Consider the following 14,411-nt stretch of genomic DNA (forward strand, 5'->3'; position numbering starts at 1 on the left):
CTGCGCCGCGAACGGCAACATCGCGTGCGATGCGTCGCCCAGAAGCGCGATCGGCCCCTTGTTCCATACGCCGCCGTCGCGCATCGCGAATAGCGCCCACTTCCGCCAGCTATCGACTGCGCCGATCATCATGCGCGCGGCGACCGGCCAGTGCGGATCTGCGAAATGATTGGCGATCTCGACCACGTCGCCGGGCTCGCTCCAGCCCGGCCTGTTCCATTCGCCCGAGACGATGGCGACAATGTTAATGCGCTTGCCGCCCAACATCGGATAGGCGACCAGATGAGCGTTCGCGCCCATCCAGAGTTGCACGCGCTGCGTCATGAAGCCGCGCGGCAGTTGTGATGCATCGACGGTGCCGCGCCATGCGATGCTGCCGGTGAATTGCGGCTGCGCTTCCGGAAAAATCCGATGGCGGACGCTGGACCAGACGCCGTCAGCACCGATCAGCGCCAGAGCCTGCTCCTGCTGCCGCGCCGTGCCGCTGCGCTGATCGACGGTGACGCCCTTGGGATTGACGGCGACGTCTTCGAATTGTGCGCCGAGCCGCAAATCGATGTCGGGATGGCTAGCCACGCGTGCAAGCAGCGCGGACTGAAGGTCCGCACGGCGTACGATCCAGTAGGGCGCGCCATAGCGAAGGGTGGCGGATTCGCCGAGCGGAATCCGACCGATCTCCTTGCCGGTGCGGGCCGTCATGATGCTGATCGACTCGGGCGCGATCACATGAGGGGCAAGCAGCGGCTCGAGACCGAGATCAATCAGGATGCGGCTGGCATTGGGTGATAGCTGCAGCCCTGCGCCGACTTCTTCGAGCTTTTCGGTGCGCTCAAGCACGATGACGCGAAAGCCGCGCGCGGCGAGCGTCAGCGCAGCCGTCAGTCCGCCTATACCCGCACCAGCGACAACGATGGTGCGTGAATCGGCCACAGGCGTTTTAGGCGACCTTGTCCTTCAACACGCATTCTGGAGGGCGTGCTTCGCCTGCCTTGAGGTCGGCGGCATAGCGATACAGCGTCGAGCAATAGGGGCAGATGATCTCGTTGTCGTTGCCGAGGTCGAGGAATACGTGGGGGTGGTCGAACGGCGGATTGGCGCCCACGCACATGAACTCCTTCGAACCGATCTCAATGACCGAAACGCCGGCATCATTGTGGAAGTGCGGAACGACGTGGTCGGACATTGTATTTCACCCTGGATGGCAAATGCGGTGGACGCGGCAGGCTCGATGCGCCGCGCGCTACTGTTACTGGCGGGAAGTGCTGATTCCTAGAGCCCCCGGGAGCTCATTTGCTCATGCAAATTCGACACAATCTTGTCGTCCCGGAGAAGCCCTTCTTTCGTCGGGGCTGTTGTGTCCGAAAAACGGCACACCATCTTGAAGGCAGCGCAAAGGGTTTTCGGGATGAAGCGGCGGAGGATAGTTCCGGCGGTGGTCGGCATGGTGGTGTTCGCCGTGGCGTTTGCGCAACTATGGCCGCACGCCCGGGACTCCTTTTCCGTGCTGGCGGCGCAGGACGACCCGGTCGAGCTTTCCGATGCGCAGCTAAGTTCCGCGTTGCGGAACAACGCCGCGTTGATCGCAGAGAACATCGAGGCCGCGCTCGCCGCCAACGACGCCGATCTCGCCGACAGTTTCGTCAGTCTCGCCCGGGAAAGGAATATCCCGCTCGGCGACGACCTTTTGAAACGTGTGAGCGACAAGGTCGCGGAACACAATTCGACGTCGCATATGGCAAAACGCTTCCTCACCGGGTTCGTGATCGGCGAGGCCGACGACGTCGCCAGCCTGTCGGGTACGGTGGCCGGCGATCTCTTCGTCTATGGCGACATCCGGGACGTGGTGCGCGAAGGCAAGAACCTGGCGACCGGCGAGGACACCGACCAGCTGGTGCTGGGGCTTGCCGCGGTCGGCCTCGTGGTGACGGCGGCGACCTATGTCTCGGTCGGCGGCGTCGCGCCGCTGCGCGCCGGGCTCACGCTGGTCAAGGATGCCCGCAAGGTCGGGCGGCTGGGCGAGGGGCTGACGCTGTGGGCCGGCCGTTCGGCGCGCGAGATGGTGGATACCCCTGTTCTGCAGCACGCCATCGCCTCCGGTTCGGTGCTGCGCCCGGTCCAGACCATGACCGCGATCAAGGCCGCGTTCCGCGCCGAGAAGGCCGGCGCGCTGGTGCGCCTCGCCAAGGACGTCGGCCGGGTCGGCGAGAAGGCGGGTATCCGCGCCGCAAAGGACACCCTGAAAATCGCCGAAGGCCCCAAGGATGTCGCGCGCGCCGCGCGGCTGGCGGAGGCCAAGGGCGGCCAGACCCGCGCGTTCCTGAAAGTGCTCGGCCGCGGCGCGCTCCTGCTGGTCGCGGGCGCCTTCAATATGACGATGTGGGTGTTCGGCGCGCTGGTTGCGCTGGCCGGTTTTGTGGCCTCGATCAAGGCCACCACCGAACGCATGACCATGGCCTATCTGCGCCGCAAGAAAGCACGGCGGCTGCGCCGGCAACTGGCGGCGGCGGCCCTCACGCCCGATGCATCGCTGGCAGGCGCCGTCGCGCACGGCTAAGGTCACCGCCGATTGCCGGTCCCATCTCCTTCCCGAAAAATGCGGAATTGCCAATGCCGAGTTTTCACAACGGCGATGTTGAAATTGCCTATCTCGACGAAGGCGAGGGCGATCCGATCCTGCTGGTGCACGGCTTTGCCTCGACCAAGAATGTCAACTGGGTCTATCCGACCTGGGTCTCCGAACTGAGAAAAGCCGGCCGTCGCGTCATCGCGCTCGACAACCGCGGGCATGGCGCGTCCGGCAAGCTCTACGACGCGGCGCAGTACGAGATCGCCATCATGGCCGGCGACGTGATCGCGCTGATGGATCACCTCGCGCTCGAGCGCGCCGACGTGATGGGATATTCGCTGGGCTCGCGGATGACGGCGGTGCTGGCGCGGCAATCGCCGCAGCGGCTGCGCTCGGCGATTCTCGGCGGCATCGGGATTGGCCTGATCGAGGGCGGCGGCCCCGGCGAAAACGTCGCGGCGGCGCTCGAGGCGCCGTCGCTGGAGGATGTCACCGATCCTGTGGGACGGACCTTTCGCGCCTTCGCCGACCAGACCCGCAGCGATCGCCGGGCACTGGCGGCCTGCCTGCGCGGCTCGCGCCGGCTGATGACCCGGGAAGACGCCGCCGGCATTGCGGTGCCGGTGCTGATCGCGGTCGGCACCACGGACGACATCGCGGGTTCGGCGGACGCGCTCGGAAAGATCATCCCGGGCGCCGATGTGCTCCACATTCCGAACCGCGACCACATGCGGGCGGTCGGCGACAAGGTCTACAAGGCGGGCGTGCTGGAATTTCTGTCACGCCGCAAGTGAGGTGTGGGATTCGTCGTTGCGCGTGAAATAGCGGGCCAGCGCGATCAGCGCGACGAAGCTCGCGACCCAGGCGAGCCGCGCGCCGTAGCGGTCATGCGGCCCCGAGATCACGCCGCAAACGAAGGCATTGCCGAGCAGCGCGAGCGTGACCGTGGCCGCGAGCAGCGTGAGATCGTCGAGCCGCCGCCGCCAGACCGCGCTGGCGAAAATGGCAACGACCGCCAGCATCGACGCCAGCGCGACCGGCACGTGGAGCCGGTTGATGGCGGGAAAGTCGATGTCGTGGTGCTGTTGGTACGCGGCACGCATCGGCTTGATCTGCGAAGGGATAAAACGCTCGATGATCCCGTAGGTGTGGCCAACCAGGCCGTTGGTGCCTTCGCCGGTTCCGACATGGACCAGTTGCTGCGCGGTGGCGACGATGGCGGCCCCGGCCTGCCGCAGCGGATATTCGACCAGCGACCGCCGCACGATCAGGCCCATCTCGTCGTCCAGGCCCTTGAAACGGCCGAGATCGTCGAACACGCTGCTGCCCCACAGGAATTCGTCGGCGGTGGCCGGCAATTCATGGCGATGCGGGCAGAGCTTCAGTTTCTGCTGCGGGCAATGATCGTCGAGATATCGTTTGACGATGCCGTCCTGCAGCATCCGGCCGAACGCAACGCCGTAGCCTCCCGGTGTCCAGGCCAGCTGTCCTGACAAGCCAAAGTTGGCGGATAGCAGCATGGCGGAGCCGGCGACGAGCGTCAGGCTGCCCTGCAGCAATCCCGAAACCGCGATCCGTTCGCGCAGAAAGGGGCGCGCGATCCAGCCGGCGCAGCACAGCCCGAGCAGCACCGCCAGCGTGGCGCTGTGGGTCGCGCCGGCGAAGGCCGTGAAGGCGAACAGCGAACATTTTTCGACGCCGGAAATCCGCTCCCCGTGCACGACCAGGATGAACAGCGCCAGCACCGAGAGGCCGGTAAAGATGTCGGTCAGCAGCGTGGAGGCGAGCCACGGCAGCGCCGTGGTCAGGATCAATGCGAGGCTGATCGCCGTTAGCCGCCATGGCCGGAGCAGGCCGAACACGCGCAGCGTCAGTTGCAGGATCCACAGCGTCGCCAGCGCCTGCACACCCAGATTGATCCAGAAGCTCGAATCCTCGCCGAAATGCAGATAGAGCCCGAACACGGTGGAGCGGCTGGGGACCAGATAGCTTTCGTACCACCGGGCCAGATAGCCCCCGGTGTCGTATTGCAGCAGCGGATAGCCGTTCCACAGCGCCGGGAGCACCAGCAACAGGGGAATCGCGACCGCCGACATCCAGACCCAAGCCGGATCGGTCACGCGCGCATGCATGATTCGCGTAGTAATGCTGTATCCCCCCTGCGTTTGCGGCCAGCATGCCCCGGCTGGCATGCGGAAATCCACAAATAGTTGGAACCCGGCCCGCTTGATTTTCACGAATGGCGCGCCATTTTGAGCCGACGCCGGCTGGAAGCGGTGCCGCCTCGGCAGGAAATCGTGCCGTTGCAATGCTTTGGCGCCGTTTCCTGGCCTGGCCGCGGCTCACCTGGCCGGAGCCGGGACAGCCGTCTGCCCGTCGTGCTATGGTGCGCGCCGGGAAAATCAGAATTTGCGAGAGCAGCCGATGGCAGTGCATCAGATCAATCCGCAGGGTGCCAAAATGGCGGCACTCGATCCGATCTGGGATCGGGTGCGGACCGAGGCGGAAGATATCGTCCGCCGCGAGCCGGAGCTCGCCTCGTTCATCTATTCGACCGTGCTGCATCACGACCGGCTGGAAGCCGCCGTGGTGCATCGGATCGCCGAACGGCTCGATCATTCGGCGTTGTCGGGCGATTTGATCCGCCAGACCTTCGACGAGGCGCTGCGCGATGATCCCGATCTCGGCAACGCCTTCCGCGCCGACATGGTGGCGGTGTTCGACCGCGACCCCGCGACATCGCGGTTCATCGATCCCTTGCTGTATTTCAAGGGCTTTCATGCGATCCAGACCCATCGGCTGGCGCACTGGCTCTATCACAAGGGCCGCAAGGACTTTGCCTGGTATCTGCAGAGCCGCGCATCGGCGGTGTTCCAGACCGACATCAATCCCGCCGCGAAAATCGGTCGCGGCATCTTCCTCGATCACGCCACCGGCTTCGTGGTCGGCGAGACCGCGGTGATCGAGGACGACGTCTCGATCCTGCATGGCGTCACGCTTGGCGGCACCGGCAAGGAGCACGAGGACCGTCATCCAAAAATCCGTCGCGGCGTGCTGATCGGGGCGGGCGCCAAGATTCTCGGCAATATCGAGGTCGGCCATTGCGCGCGCATCGCCGCAGGCTCCGTGGTGGTGAAGCCGGTACCGCACAACGTCACCGTGGCAGGCGTTCCCGCCCGGATCGTCGGCGAGGCCGGCTGCGCCGAGCCGTCACGCACCATGGATCAGATGATCAACGCGATTGGAATTTGATTTCCAGCGGTCATTCCGCCAAAGCATGATGCGAGCGGGAATCGCGTGCCGAATTCTGCAAGTCGGGCTGGCAGTTCACCTCGTCCCGGCCTAGAACTTCCCGAAACCTCGAGAACTATTGGAGACTGCCGTGGACGTTCAGGAAGTCAGGAAACTCGACGCCTATCTCAAGCGCGTGTTCGGCAATCAAAAGCTTCGCGTGGTGCCGCGGCCGAAAAAGGACGACTCGGCCGAGGTCTATATCGGCGAGGAATTCATCGGCGTGCTGTTCGTCGATGATGAAGACGATGACCGCTCGTTCCAGTTCCAGATGGCGATCCTCGAGGAGGATCTGGTCGATCAGGGCTGAAGCCCGGCCTCGTCCTGATTTCCGGTCACTTCTCGGGCGACATTGTTACTTCGGCCCGCGCAATTGCAGCGTCAGGCGGTCCATGGCATTGGCGACGTCCCGCCATTGCGCCAGCCAGCTCCTCGGAAAGCGAAACATAAGGTCGGCGCCCTCGATGCGGCGCTCGCTCAGGCACATGCCTGGGGTGGCGGCGTCGCGCGTGCAGCGCGCATAGAGATTCGGCGCCTTCGCCAGCACCAGATCCTCGTTGCTGTAGGGCGTGCCGTCGCGAAACGCACGCATCGTCAGGCCGTCCTGTTCGGGCGGCGCGGCCGGTTCGAGATATCGCGGATAGATGGTGCGCATGCGGGCGTCCGGCGCCAGCGTGTCGTGATGCGCCGAAATCGACAGGAAGATCCGGTCGATCGGCTGTATCGATTCCTCGACGGTATCGGCGCTGACATGTTTCGGGGCGTCGGGAGCTTCGAGCGCCGGAAAGGTGAAGTTGAGATCGACGCGTTCCTGCGGTCCGGAATGGCGCTGGATCTTTCGCCGCACCGCCATGGTCGGGACATTGAAGATGGTGCCTCCAACGCTCACCGGCAGCCGCGTCGGGGCGCTCGACGTCCTGGGTCCCCAGGTCGGCCACAGCAGGTAGCCGACCACGGCCATCGCGCACGCGGTGATCACGCCCCCGACCACGACCGGAATCACGTGACTGCGGCGGCGCCGTCGCGAGCGGCGGGCGGTGTGCTGGGCGGACGAAAAGAGTGTCATGAACCAAACAGCTTGAGGTGGCCCCGAGGGACCGAATCACCCGCAAATATGCCACGCCGCCGGCGGGCTTCCGCACGATTTCGCGCGGTTGGCCGCCGCGCGAGCCATGTCCGTGGAGCGGTTCCAGCCCGCGACGTTAACCTTTCCTTAAGGATAGTATGGCGGCCGCCGGTCAATTTTGCGATGCAGGGGAGGTTGGCTGGTTGTGTAGCGAAAGTCCGTGCGATGTCGCCTGATGCGTTGAATTCCCTGTTTTCGCTTTGCGTCGGCTTCGCGCTGGCGGGCGCGCTGGCCAGCGGTTATCAGGCCCTGGTGCAGCGCCCGGCGGGCTTCGGACTGCTGCAAACCGGCGTGGCGCCGAAAGCTTTCGCCGCGGTACCGTTCCTGGTGTTCGCCGCCCCCTTCATCATCATGCGCAACACGCTGCGCGGCGCGCGGATCGAACGCCGCCGCTTCCAGTTCGTGATGATGGCGACCATCCTGGCGGGTTTCTGGAGCCTGATGTCCGGCACGTTTTTCCTGATGACGCTGCGCGCCGCCGGAGTGCTGGCCTGAGGCATACGTCTATGCCAAGGTCGCCGCGAACCGGAGACTGATTGGGCATGGCGATCTACGAACTCGACGGGCAGGCGCCCGAACTCCCCGCGGACGGAAACTTCTTCATCGCCGACACCGCCACGGTGATCGGCAGGGTCCGTTTGCGCGATGCCGCGAGCGTGTGGTTCGGCGCGGTACTGCGCGGCGACAATGAGTGGATCGAGATCGGCGAGAATTCCAACGTGCAGGACAACTCGACCTGCCATACCGACATGGGGTTTCCGCTCACCATCGGAAAGAACTGCACGGTCGGCCACAACGTCATCCTGCACGGCTGCACCATCGAGGATGACGCGCTGGTCGGGATGGGCTCGATCGTGATGAACGGCGCCAGGATCGGCCGCGGCAGCGTGGTCGGCGCGGGCTCGGTGATCACGGAAGGCAAGCAGTTTCCCGAATATTCCCTGATCATCGGGTCGCCGGCGCGGGTCATCCGCACGCTCGATCCGGCGCAAGTCGCCAAGATGGGAAGCGCGGCGAAGTTCTACGTCGCCAATGGGGCGCGATTCAAAAAAGGCATGAAGAAGATCGGCTGAAGGCAAACAGGCTCAGGTCTGCGGCCGCTTCAATTTCCTTCCGACTGACGGGCTTCCATTTCGCCGGCCTGTTTTTCGTGCCCGGCGGCCCAGAGCGCATGTTCGTCGCTGCCGTCCTGGTACGGATTGGCTTCGGCAGGAATGTTCTTGCGTGCGGCGCGCTCGCCTCGTTCGAACGGATCCGGGTCGGTCGTCATGAACTGCATTCCCGTTGTTGACGCTAAGCAGGCCAGGTTCGCTTCTGCGCATATGGCTGTGTGCCGCTGCAACAGCGGCCTGGGAGAGTTCAAGCGCTCCGGCGCGTAAAGGTTCCGCGCAGCGCGGCCGGTAGCCCTGACGGCCGTCCGGCCGGGAATGAAAGCGGCGATGCCGGAGAAAAAAACAAGGCCGTCGACGCAGTATGACGCCAACGGCCTTGCCAGCCCCGGATATTGAAATTGGCTTGCGCCATCCGGTGAATTGAATGATGCCCCGGAACACTACGGGCATATGTGATCCAGTTCACAATCGGCGATAAAAAGTTGTGACGCGCGTTTGGCGTGGCGGGCCTGCGCGATGACCCGCCAAAGGCGCCGGCAGGGGTCAGCTAGCTGCGTGGAGTGGCTCGCTTGGCAGGCGACGCCGCGCGGGGCTTTTTCTTGACCGGCTTTCGAACCGACGGTGGGCCCGAGGGTTCGGAAGCCGGAGCGCTCGCGAACGACTGGCGCAGACCGTCGATCGCACTGGTCAGGCTACCCACCTGGTCGGACAGCCGCTTGGTCTCGGCTTGCTGCGCGGCCAGCAGCCGCCTGACGGTAAGCAACTGATCCTGCACCACCTGCAACTGGTCGATCGACTCCTGCTGGGTAGCTTCCAGTCCCTTGGTTTTCTCCACCAGTTGCTCGGAGGCCTGGGCGGTGCGGGCCTGCAACTGCCTGACGGCAACGACGCGGTCGGGTTCGGGCGAGGCGCCGGTGTAGCCGCGCCACAGCGCGATGGATCCGACTCCGGCCACCAGGGCGACCAGGATAGCGGCGGCGAGGGCAATGGGCTGCGAACTGAAACGCGTGAGGCCGCTGTTTTTCGTATCGTTGAATTCGATCATGGGACTCCAAAGCCCGCCATCAGGCGAAAGTTCCAGCACGCTCGACGCCTGCCGACCGGCACGGCGCTATTCCAACAAGTCGCGGAGCGGCGACTGGCCGCTCAGAGGCACGGGTGTCGACGGCCGTCCTGGCCGCGGTAGTTCGCGGTCGACTGCCCGCAATAGCGATCGAAGCCATCATAGATGCCGTAGGGGCGCTCATTCAACGGCACCACGACGCGGTCCGGCGGCGCCGTCGTTCCCGGATAGAAATCGGCCGGGCCGTAATTGCGGGAGAAGTCGATGATCAGCGGCGCGGCATAGATCGCCTGAGCGCGTTGGCGATGAACGCGGAGGTCGGCGTCGGCGGCGATGGCGGGCACGCAGACCACGAGCAGCGCCGCGGCAGCCAGCAATTTCAGCTTCATCACGCCCTCGTTTTCGGTTCCGACCAAATCCTAGCGGCATCGGGTGGAGCGGTAAAGGGAAGAGGGGGCCGGTGGCGGGGTCCTCCACCGGGCGTTGCCGGGGCGGTCGGAGCCGCGCCGCGGTGGTGCTTCGAACAAAATATCGAAAAACAACCCCATGCAAAGATAGCGGTGGTCGCTGGGACGACTCCAGATTCGCAATAAATATGTTTTAAATCAATGGTTTATATAAAGTTGCGGCCAGCTCTTGGGGGAGAGCTGGCCGCGCGCGATCCGGTCTGGGACGGGGAGGGGTGGGGATGTGACCGGGTCGCGTGTCCTGTAATTCCTTGTCGGCGATCTATCAGCGATCCCTGGCGCTGGCGGTGGCAACGGCCGGGCGGTTGTCGCCCAGCGAGACCCATAGATTGGGATCGCTCTGCGATTGACGCTTGACGAAGCGGTATCCGGTCTCGGTCCAGGCCAGGACGTTCTCGTTCTGGTTGTCGAGCACGAACTCGCCCTTGTCGCTCTTCACGGTCAGCACCGCGTGGCCTTCGCCCTTCTTGTCGCGCACCACCGTGATCAGCAGCGCTTCGCGCGGCCAGCCGGCGTCGATCAGCATCTTGCGCTTCAACAGCACGTAGTCCTCGCAGTCGCCGTAGCCGTCCGTCGGCAACGACCATTTCTCGATCGTGCCCCAATGATCCATGTCGGTCAGCGGCTTGACGCTCTCGTTGACCCATTTGTTGACCCGTACGAGGTCCCGCCATGCCGTCTGCGACATCACGATATCGCGCGGCTGCGAGGCGCGGCCCCGGCAATCCACGGGATTGTCGGCGCAGAATTCGACCCAGCCGATCGGCGGTCGAGAGGTGTCGCCGAGGCTCGCATAGAGCGTCTCACCCGCAGCCTGCGCCGGCGCATTCAATCCAATCAGAATGGCGACGACCGCCAGTCCTTTCCCCTGTCCCAAACCAAACATTGTGGCCCCCGTTTCTTGTTGGGACCATGTTTCGCACAAAGGTTTTGCGCCGCCGCTAAGTATGCCAAGTACATTTGAGGCGAATACAAGTAAATCTCGCGGATAATTTGATCTATACTTGAATAAAATTAGATTAGAATTTTAGACATCGGCAATTGATTCAAATTTTAGCGATTAACGCGCCCGGGCCCGTCGCTGCTGGATTTGTGGCGGCAAAAGCCCGCGGCATTAACCCTGAAAGGCAGGCGCCAAACGGCCAAAAGGCGGCATCCGCAACGCGGATACCGCCTTCAGGTCTGGTCAGAACAAGGGAATGGCAGGCTAGAGCGCTTTACCGCGCGGTAACGCTGTCTTCGAGCGTCTCGGCCAACTGCTCGTGCACGAACTCCAGCGCGAAGCCTTCATCGAGATTTCGCACCACCCGGGACTGCACCTTGCCGAGCAGCACCAGCGATTTCAGCGGCGGGCGGTTTTCCGCGGCGATGGCGGCGCCGGACAGCGACATGTCGATGATCCGGCAGGTCATCTTGGTACCGTCTTCGAGCGTGAGCAGCGAAATCGGGTTGCGCGGGATGATGCGGTCGTGGCGGCGGTCTTCCGGCAGATTGAGAATGTCGCGGTTGGCGAGCCAGGTCAGCTGCGCCGCCAGCTTGTCGCGCTTGCGGGCGGTGGCGCCCACGGTCATGGCGAAACCATTGTCGATGATGCGGGTGATCTTGCCCTCGACCCGGCCGATATGGTCGAGATAGGCGATCACGCGGTCGCCGACATTGCCGATGCCCGGCGCCAGCAAGGCGAGCCCGCCCGGCGACATATTGATGATCTGGCAGGGAAACTCGCGGCGGTCCGGCAGCATATAGCGGCCGAGCAGATGAACCTTCACCCGCTGGAAGCGTCGGCGCTCCTCGGCGGCCGGCAAAATCGTTCTTCTGTGCGCTAACGCCATCTCGCCACCCGACCACCGGCTTTTCGGTGTCTCCGAACCCTACGGCCAGCAGGGTTAACGAGGGGTTAGCGGAGGTTGCAAGAAGGGTAGGCAACCCATTTTGAGGTAGTGCGGCCACGGTCCGGTAGCCCCCCACAGCAATACCGGCACATGGTGCAAACCGAGTCGCAAGCGACGCTGCCGTCAACGCCGCCGATCATTGGCATCCCGGCCGACTTGACCTAACTTCGCTCCGCCCACGCAGCCAAAACCAACACTCACCGAAGGGCCGGAGGAAACATGCAACAGATCCGCGTCGCCACCTATGACGGGCCCGGCGCCCAGCCGGTCATTCGCACCGTGCCATGGCCTATAATTCCGAAGAAGGCGGCGCTGATAAAAGTCGGCGCCTGCGGCGTCTGCGGCACCGATCTGCATATCCTGAAAGGTCATTGGCCGAAGCCGTTGCCGTGGCCGTTCACGCTCGGCCATGAGATCGGCGGCGTGCTGGTCGAGGTCGGTTCGGAATTCAAGGAAGACTTCATGAGCAAGCCGCTCACGGTGGGATCGAAGGTGATGATCCCGCCGCTGATGCCGTGCGGGAATTGCTATTACTGCATTCATTATCCGGAGAGCGCCAACAAGTGCCTGACGCCGGTGTATTACGGCCGCTATCTCGGCTTCGACAAGGCGCCGCATCTGTGGGGCGGCTGGGCCGAATATGTCTATGTCGATCTCGATATGTTGCCGGGTACCAAGATCTACAAGCTGCCGGACGACATGTCGCTGCGGCTCGGCGCACTGTCGGAGCCATTGACTTCGTGCATCCGCGCCTTCAACCGCGCCACCCGCGCCGGCGGATTCACCTGGGGCGACACCGTCGTCATCCAGGGCTCCGGCCCGATCGGAATTCTGGCGGTCGCGGCGGCGCAGGAGATGGGAGCGGGGCGGGTGATATGCGTCGGCGCGCCGGAAAACCCGCGGCTGAAGCTGGCGCGCAAGTTCGGCGCGGAAGCCACCGTCGATATCGAAGCGGTCACCACGCCGGAAGCGCGCATCAAGGCGGTGCGCGATATCGTCGGCGGCTTCGGCGCCGATCTCGTGATGGATTGCTCGGGCCATCCGAGCGCCGGCCCCGAAGGCATCGAAATGCTGCGCGACGGCGGCACCTATGTCGAGATGGGCCAGTTCACCGATGCCGGCTCGATCAACACCTCCTGGCATCGCATCTGCACCAAGGACCTCAACGTGCTCGGCTCCTGGGGCTTTACCGGCAACGATCTGCCGCTCGGCGTCGACATGCTCTATCGCACCCGCAACAAGTATCCGTGGCTGGAGATGCAGACGATCTACCCCTTCACCGAGGAAGGCATCGGCCGCGCGGTGGCGGACGCGATGGCGATGAAGACGGTGAAGTCGACCATCGTGCCGTGGCCGGAACTGGCGGAGTGATTTTGCGGGCGTCATGTCGTCCCCGCGAACGCGCTAGGGCATGCACACATCTGGTGCGGCGGATTGACTCGGGTCAGGCCAAGGGGATTCCAGAATCGGGAATCCGTGTGGTTTCTTTGGTGGCACTTCGGCTTTGGCAGGGGTGTCAGCATGCGGGTTCAGATTGACTGGTCGTTGGGTAGGTTCGGGGATCGTCGTCTCGATAAAGGGGGGCGGCGCTTGTCGAATGCATGGTCGCGGGCAAGGATGTCTGCCTGCGGCGGTTGGCAAAAGGGGTCCGGGGCCGTGAGGTGCGGTTCAACCGCTTTCTCGGCAACGCCAAGGTGACGACCGAGCGCGTAATCGAAAGCTGGAGCGAGGGTACAGCGGCGGCGGCGGAAGGCCGCCATGTGCTGGCGATCCAGGATACCAGCGAAATCAACTTCGCAACCACGGCGGAACGCCGGCGTGGGCTCGGGGAGATCGGCAAGGGCAACGGTCGTGGAGTGCTGCTGCACCCGATGCTGGCGGTAGACGCTGATAACGGCATCTGTCTCGGTCTGGTAAGCGGTCATGTATGGACCCGCCAGGGCCGCTGTACCGTCTCGCACGATCTGCGCGATTTGTCGGACAAGGAATCCCAGCGCTGGATCGCTACCGCGCTGGCGGCCAAGCCGCTGCTTGCCAAGGCGGCCATGATGACCGCGCTCGGGGATCGCGAGAGCGACATCTTCGCGCTTTATGCCAACGCGGCCGAGAGGCGTTTCCATGTGATCGCCCGCAGCATGCATGATCGCAAGCTCGCGGATGGCACCGGCCTGTATGCGGCCAGCGAAGCCCTGGCCGTCGTGGACCAGCGCGCCATCGTATTGCCGGCGCGCGCGCAACGGGCTGAGCGGATCGCACAGCTCGAACTGCGCTTCGGCGCAGTGAACCTGGCCCGGCCGCAGAACAAATTTCTGCGCCATTTGCCGAAAAGCCTGCCGCTGAATTATGTCGATGTGCGTGAACCAGATGCCCGGGCCGGCACAGAGCCACTGCGCTGGCGGCTTCTCACCACCCACCCGGTGACGACGGTGGAAGAGGCCTGGCGTATCGTCGAATGGTACAAGCGGCGCTGGCTGATCGAGCAATTCTTCCGCGTTCTCAAGACCCAGGGCTTCAGGCTGGAGGACAGCCAGGTCGCCACCGCCGAACGGCTTCTTAAGCTGGTCGTCATTGCTGCCAAGGCTGCGGTCATCACCATCCAGCTGTTGCAGGCGCGTGACGGCCGTGCCCATCAGCCCATTCGGCTCGCCTTCGATGCCAGCGCGGTCGCAACGCTCACCGCTCTCAACCGAAATCTTGAAGCCCAAAGCAAGCGGCTCAGGAACCCGCATCCACCCGACAGTCTTGCCTGGGCTACCTGGGTCATTAGTCGTCTCGGCGGTTGGGATGGCTATCCCTCGTCCAAACCACCTGGCCCTATCACCATGAAAAACGGCCTCGAATACTTCCACGCCGTCGCTGCAGGATGGAGCCTTAGAGATGTGTGCATGCCCTAG

Annotated in this window: 17 protein-coding genes; 8 read left to right on the forward strand and 9 right to left on the reverse strand. The window is 64.0% G+C overall.

Going from position 1 to position 14,411, the window contains the following annotated elements:
- The coding region (locus Q8R73_RS11480; protein ID WP_305719662.1) for an FAD-dependent monooxygenase at positions 1 to 930 on the reverse strand (930 nt) is incomplete at its 3' end.
- Positions 931 to 937: 7 nt separating this feature from the next.
- On the reverse strand, positions 938 to 1,183 hold the full coding sequence (locus Q8R73_RS11485; RefSeq protein WP_305719663.1) for a zinc-finger domain-containing protein: 246 nt from the start codon (positions 1,181 to 1,183) through the stop codon (positions 938 to 940).
- Between the two features lie 222 nt (positions 1,184 to 1,405).
- Here Q8R73_RS11485 and Q8R73_RS11490 point away from each other — a divergent pair, with 222 nt between their 5' ends.
- Positions 1,406 to 2,554, forward strand: coding sequence for a hypothetical protein (locus Q8R73_RS11490; RefSeq protein ID WP_305719664.1), 1,149 nt, complete (start codon positions 1,406 to 1,408; stop codon positions 2,552 to 2,554).
- A gap of 53 nt (positions 2,555 to 2,607) precedes the next feature.
- Positions 2,608 to 3,360 carry an alpha/beta fold hydrolase gene (locus Q8R73_RS11495; RefSeq protein ID WP_305719665.1) on the forward strand — a complete coding sequence of 251 codons (753 nt, stop codon included), beginning with the start codon at positions 2,608 to 2,610 and terminating at the stop codon, positions 3,358 to 3,360.
- Here Q8R73_RS11495 and Q8R73_RS11500 read toward each other — a convergent pair.
- On the reverse strand, positions 3,346 to 4,698 hold the full coding sequence (locus Q8R73_RS11500; protein WP_305719666.1) for a hypothetical protein: 1,353 nt from the start codon (positions 4,696 to 4,698) through the stop codon (positions 3,346 to 3,348). The two genes, Q8R73_RS11495 and Q8R73_RS11500, sit on opposite strands and share 15 nt — an antisense overlap.
- Before the next feature lie 292 nt (positions 4,699 to 4,990).
- On the opposite strand from Q8R73_RS11500, the gene cysE reads away from it, so the two are divergent.
- The gene (gene cysE / locus Q8R73_RS11505; protein ID WP_305719667.1) at positions 4,991 to 5,818 is read left to right on the forward strand and encodes a serine O-acetyltransferase; all 828 of its coding nucleotides are present in this window, start codon (positions 4,991 to 4,993) and stop codon (positions 5,816 to 5,818) included.
- A gap of 130 nt (positions 5,819 to 5,948) precedes the next feature.
- Positions 5,949 to 6,167, forward strand: coding sequence for a DUF3126 family protein (locus Q8R73_RS11510; RefSeq protein WP_304737509.1), 219 nt, complete (start codon positions 5,949 to 5,951; stop codon positions 6,165 to 6,167).
- Between the two features lie 45 nt (positions 6,168 to 6,212).
- On the opposite strand, the gene Q8R73_RS11515 is transcribed toward Q8R73_RS11510, so the two are convergent.
- Positions 6,213 to 6,923 (reverse strand): hypothetical protein, encoded by a 711-nt coding sequence (locus tag Q8R73_RS11515; protein WP_305719668.1) that lies wholly within the window; start codon positions 6,921 to 6,923, stop codon positions 6,213 to 6,215.
- A 225-nt stretch (positions 6,924 to 7,148) separates the two neighbouring features.
- On the opposite strand from Q8R73_RS11515, the gene Q8R73_RS11520 reads away from it, so the two are divergent.
- Together Q8R73_RS11520 and Q8R73_RS11525 are read left to right on the forward strand one after the other, a co-directional pair.
- Complete coding sequence (locus tag Q8R73_RS11520; protein ID WP_305719669.1) at positions 7,149 to 7,478, forward strand: hypothetical protein; 330 nt, start codon at positions 7,149 to 7,151, stop codon at positions 7,476 to 7,478.
- A 47-nt stretch (positions 7,479 to 7,525) separates the two neighbouring features.
- Positions 7,526 to 8,056: a gamma carbonic anhydrase family protein gene (locus Q8R73_RS11525; RefSeq protein WP_305719670.1), complete on the forward strand. Its 531-nt coding sequence runs from the start codon at positions 7,526 to 7,528 to the stop codon at positions 8,054 to 8,056.
- 29 nt (positions 8,057 to 8,085) lie between these two features.
- Here the strand turns inward: Q8R73_RS11525 and Q8R73_RS11530 are convergent, their stop codons facing one another.
- The 5 genes from Q8R73_RS11530 to Q8R73_RS11550 all read right to left on the reverse strand — a co-directional run bounded on the left by Q8R73_RS11530 (position 8,086) and on the right by Q8R73_RS11550 (position 11,457).
- On the reverse strand, positions 8,086 to 8,253 hold the full coding sequence (locus Q8R73_RS11530; RefSeq protein ID WP_305719671.1) for a hypothetical protein: 168 nt from the start codon (positions 8,251 to 8,253) through the stop codon (positions 8,086 to 8,088).
- A gap of 389 nt (positions 8,254 to 8,642) precedes the next feature.
- A complete protein-coding gene (locus tag Q8R73_RS11535) occupies positions 8,643 to 9,140 on the reverse strand; it encodes a hypothetical protein (RefSeq protein WP_305719672.1) in 498 nt (165 codons plus the stop codon).
- Positions 9,141 to 9,241: 101 nt separating this feature from the next.
- Positions 9,242 to 9,547 carry a hypothetical protein gene (locus Q8R73_RS11540; RefSeq protein ID WP_305719673.1) on the reverse strand — a complete coding sequence of 102 codons (306 nt, stop codon included), beginning with the start codon at positions 9,545 to 9,547 and terminating at the stop codon, positions 9,242 to 9,244.
- Positions 9,548 to 9,890: 343 nt separating this feature from the next.
- Positions 9,891 to 10,511, reverse strand: coding sequence for a transglutaminase-like cysteine peptidase (locus tag Q8R73_RS11545; protein ID WP_305719674.1), 621 nt, complete (start codon positions 10,509 to 10,511; stop codon positions 9,891 to 9,893).
- A 331-nt stretch (positions 10,512 to 10,842) separates the two neighbouring features.
- Positions 10,843 to 11,457 (reverse strand): PilZ domain-containing protein, encoded by a 615-nt coding sequence (locus tag Q8R73_RS11550; protein WP_305719675.1) that lies wholly within the window; start codon positions 11,455 to 11,457, stop codon positions 10,843 to 10,845.
- A 279-nt stretch (positions 11,458 to 11,736) separates the two neighbouring features.
- Between Q8R73_RS11550 and Q8R73_RS11555 the strand changes: the two genes are divergently transcribed.
- Both Q8R73_RS11555 and Q8R73_RS11560 read left to right on the forward strand, forming a co-directional pair.
- Positions 11,737 to 12,888, forward strand: a complete 1,152-nt coding sequence (locus tag Q8R73_RS11555) for a zinc-binding dehydrogenase (protein WP_305719676.1) — start codon at positions 11,737 to 11,739, stop codon at positions 12,886 to 12,888.
- A 230-nt stretch (positions 12,889 to 13,118) separates the two neighbouring features.
- Positions 13,119 to 14,411 (forward strand): IS4 family transposase, encoded by a 1,293-nt coding sequence (locus tag Q8R73_RS11560; protein WP_305719677.1) that lies wholly within the window; start codon positions 13,119 to 13,121, stop codon positions 14,409 to 14,411.

Source organism: Bradyrhizobium sp. (assembly GCF_030697065.1).
Taxonomy (GTDB): domain Bacteria; phylum Pseudomonadota; class Alphaproteobacteria; order Rhizobiales; family Xanthobacteraceae; genus Bradyrhizobium.

What these genes read in the sequence shown, in the direction of transcription:
- Q8R73_RS11495 (WP_305719665.1), top strand. Translation starts at nt 2,608, where the DNA reads ATGCCGAGTTTTCACAACGGCGATGTTGAAATTGCCTATCTCGACGAA.
- Q8R73_RS11560 (WP_305719677.1), top strand. Translation starts at nt 13,119, where the DNA reads ATGGTCGCGGGCAAGGATGTCTGCCTGCGGCGGTTGGCAAAAGGGGTC.
- Q8R73_RS11555 (WP_305719676.1), top strand. Translation starts at nt 11,737, where the DNA reads ATGCAACAGATCCGCGTCGCCACCTATGACGGGCCCGGCGCCCAGCCG.
- Q8R73_RS11540 (WP_305719673.1), bottom strand. Translation starts at nt 9,547, where the DNA reads ATGAAGCTGAAATTGCTGGCTGCCGCGGCGCTGCTCGTGGTCTGCGTG.
- Q8R73_RS11535 (WP_305719672.1), bottom strand. Translation starts at nt 9,140, where the DNA reads ATGATCGAATTCAACGATACGAAAAACAGCGGCCTCACGCGTTTCAGT.
- Q8R73_RS11490 (WP_305719664.1), top strand. Translation starts at nt 1,406, where the DNA reads ATGAAGCGGCGGAGGATAGTTCCGGCGGTGGTCGGCATGGTGGTGTTC.
- Q8R73_RS11485 (WP_305719663.1), bottom strand. Translation starts at nt 1,183, where the DNA reads ATGTCCGACCACGTCGTTCCGCACTTCCACAATGATGCCGGCGTTTCG.
- Q8R73_RS11520 (WP_305719669.1), top strand. Translation starts at nt 7,149, where the DNA reads ATGTCGCCTGATGCGTTGAATTCCCTGTTTTCGCTTTGCGTCGGCTTC.
- Q8R73_RS11530 (WP_305719671.1), bottom strand. Translation starts at nt 8,253, where the DNA reads ATGACGACCGACCCGGATCCGTTCGAACGAGGCGAGCGCGCCGCACGC.
- Q8R73_RS11500 (WP_305719666.1), bottom strand. Translation starts at nt 4,698, where the DNA reads ATGCATGCGCGCGTGACCGATCCGGCTTGGGTCTGGATGTCGGCGGTC.
- Q8R73_RS11525 (WP_305719670.1), top strand. Translation starts at nt 7,526, where the DNA reads ATGGCGATCTACGAACTCGACGGGCAGGCGCCCGAACTCCCCGCGGAC.
- Q8R73_RS11545 (WP_305719674.1), bottom strand. Translation starts at nt 10,511, where the DNA reads ATGTTTGGTTTGGGACAGGGGAAAGGACTGGCGGTCGTCGCCATTCTG.
- Q8R73_RS11550 (WP_305719675.1), bottom strand. Translation starts at nt 11,457, where the DNA reads ATGGCGTTAGCGCACAGAAGAACGATTTTGCCGGCCGCCGAGGAGCGC.
- cysE (WP_305719667.1), top strand. Translation starts at nt 4,991, where the DNA reads ATGGCAGTGCATCAGATCAATCCGCAGGGTGCCAAAATGGCGGCACTC.
- Q8R73_RS11515 (WP_305719668.1), bottom strand. Translation starts at nt 6,923, where the DNA reads ATGACACTCTTTTCGTCCGCCCAGCACACCGCCCGCCGCTCGCGACGG.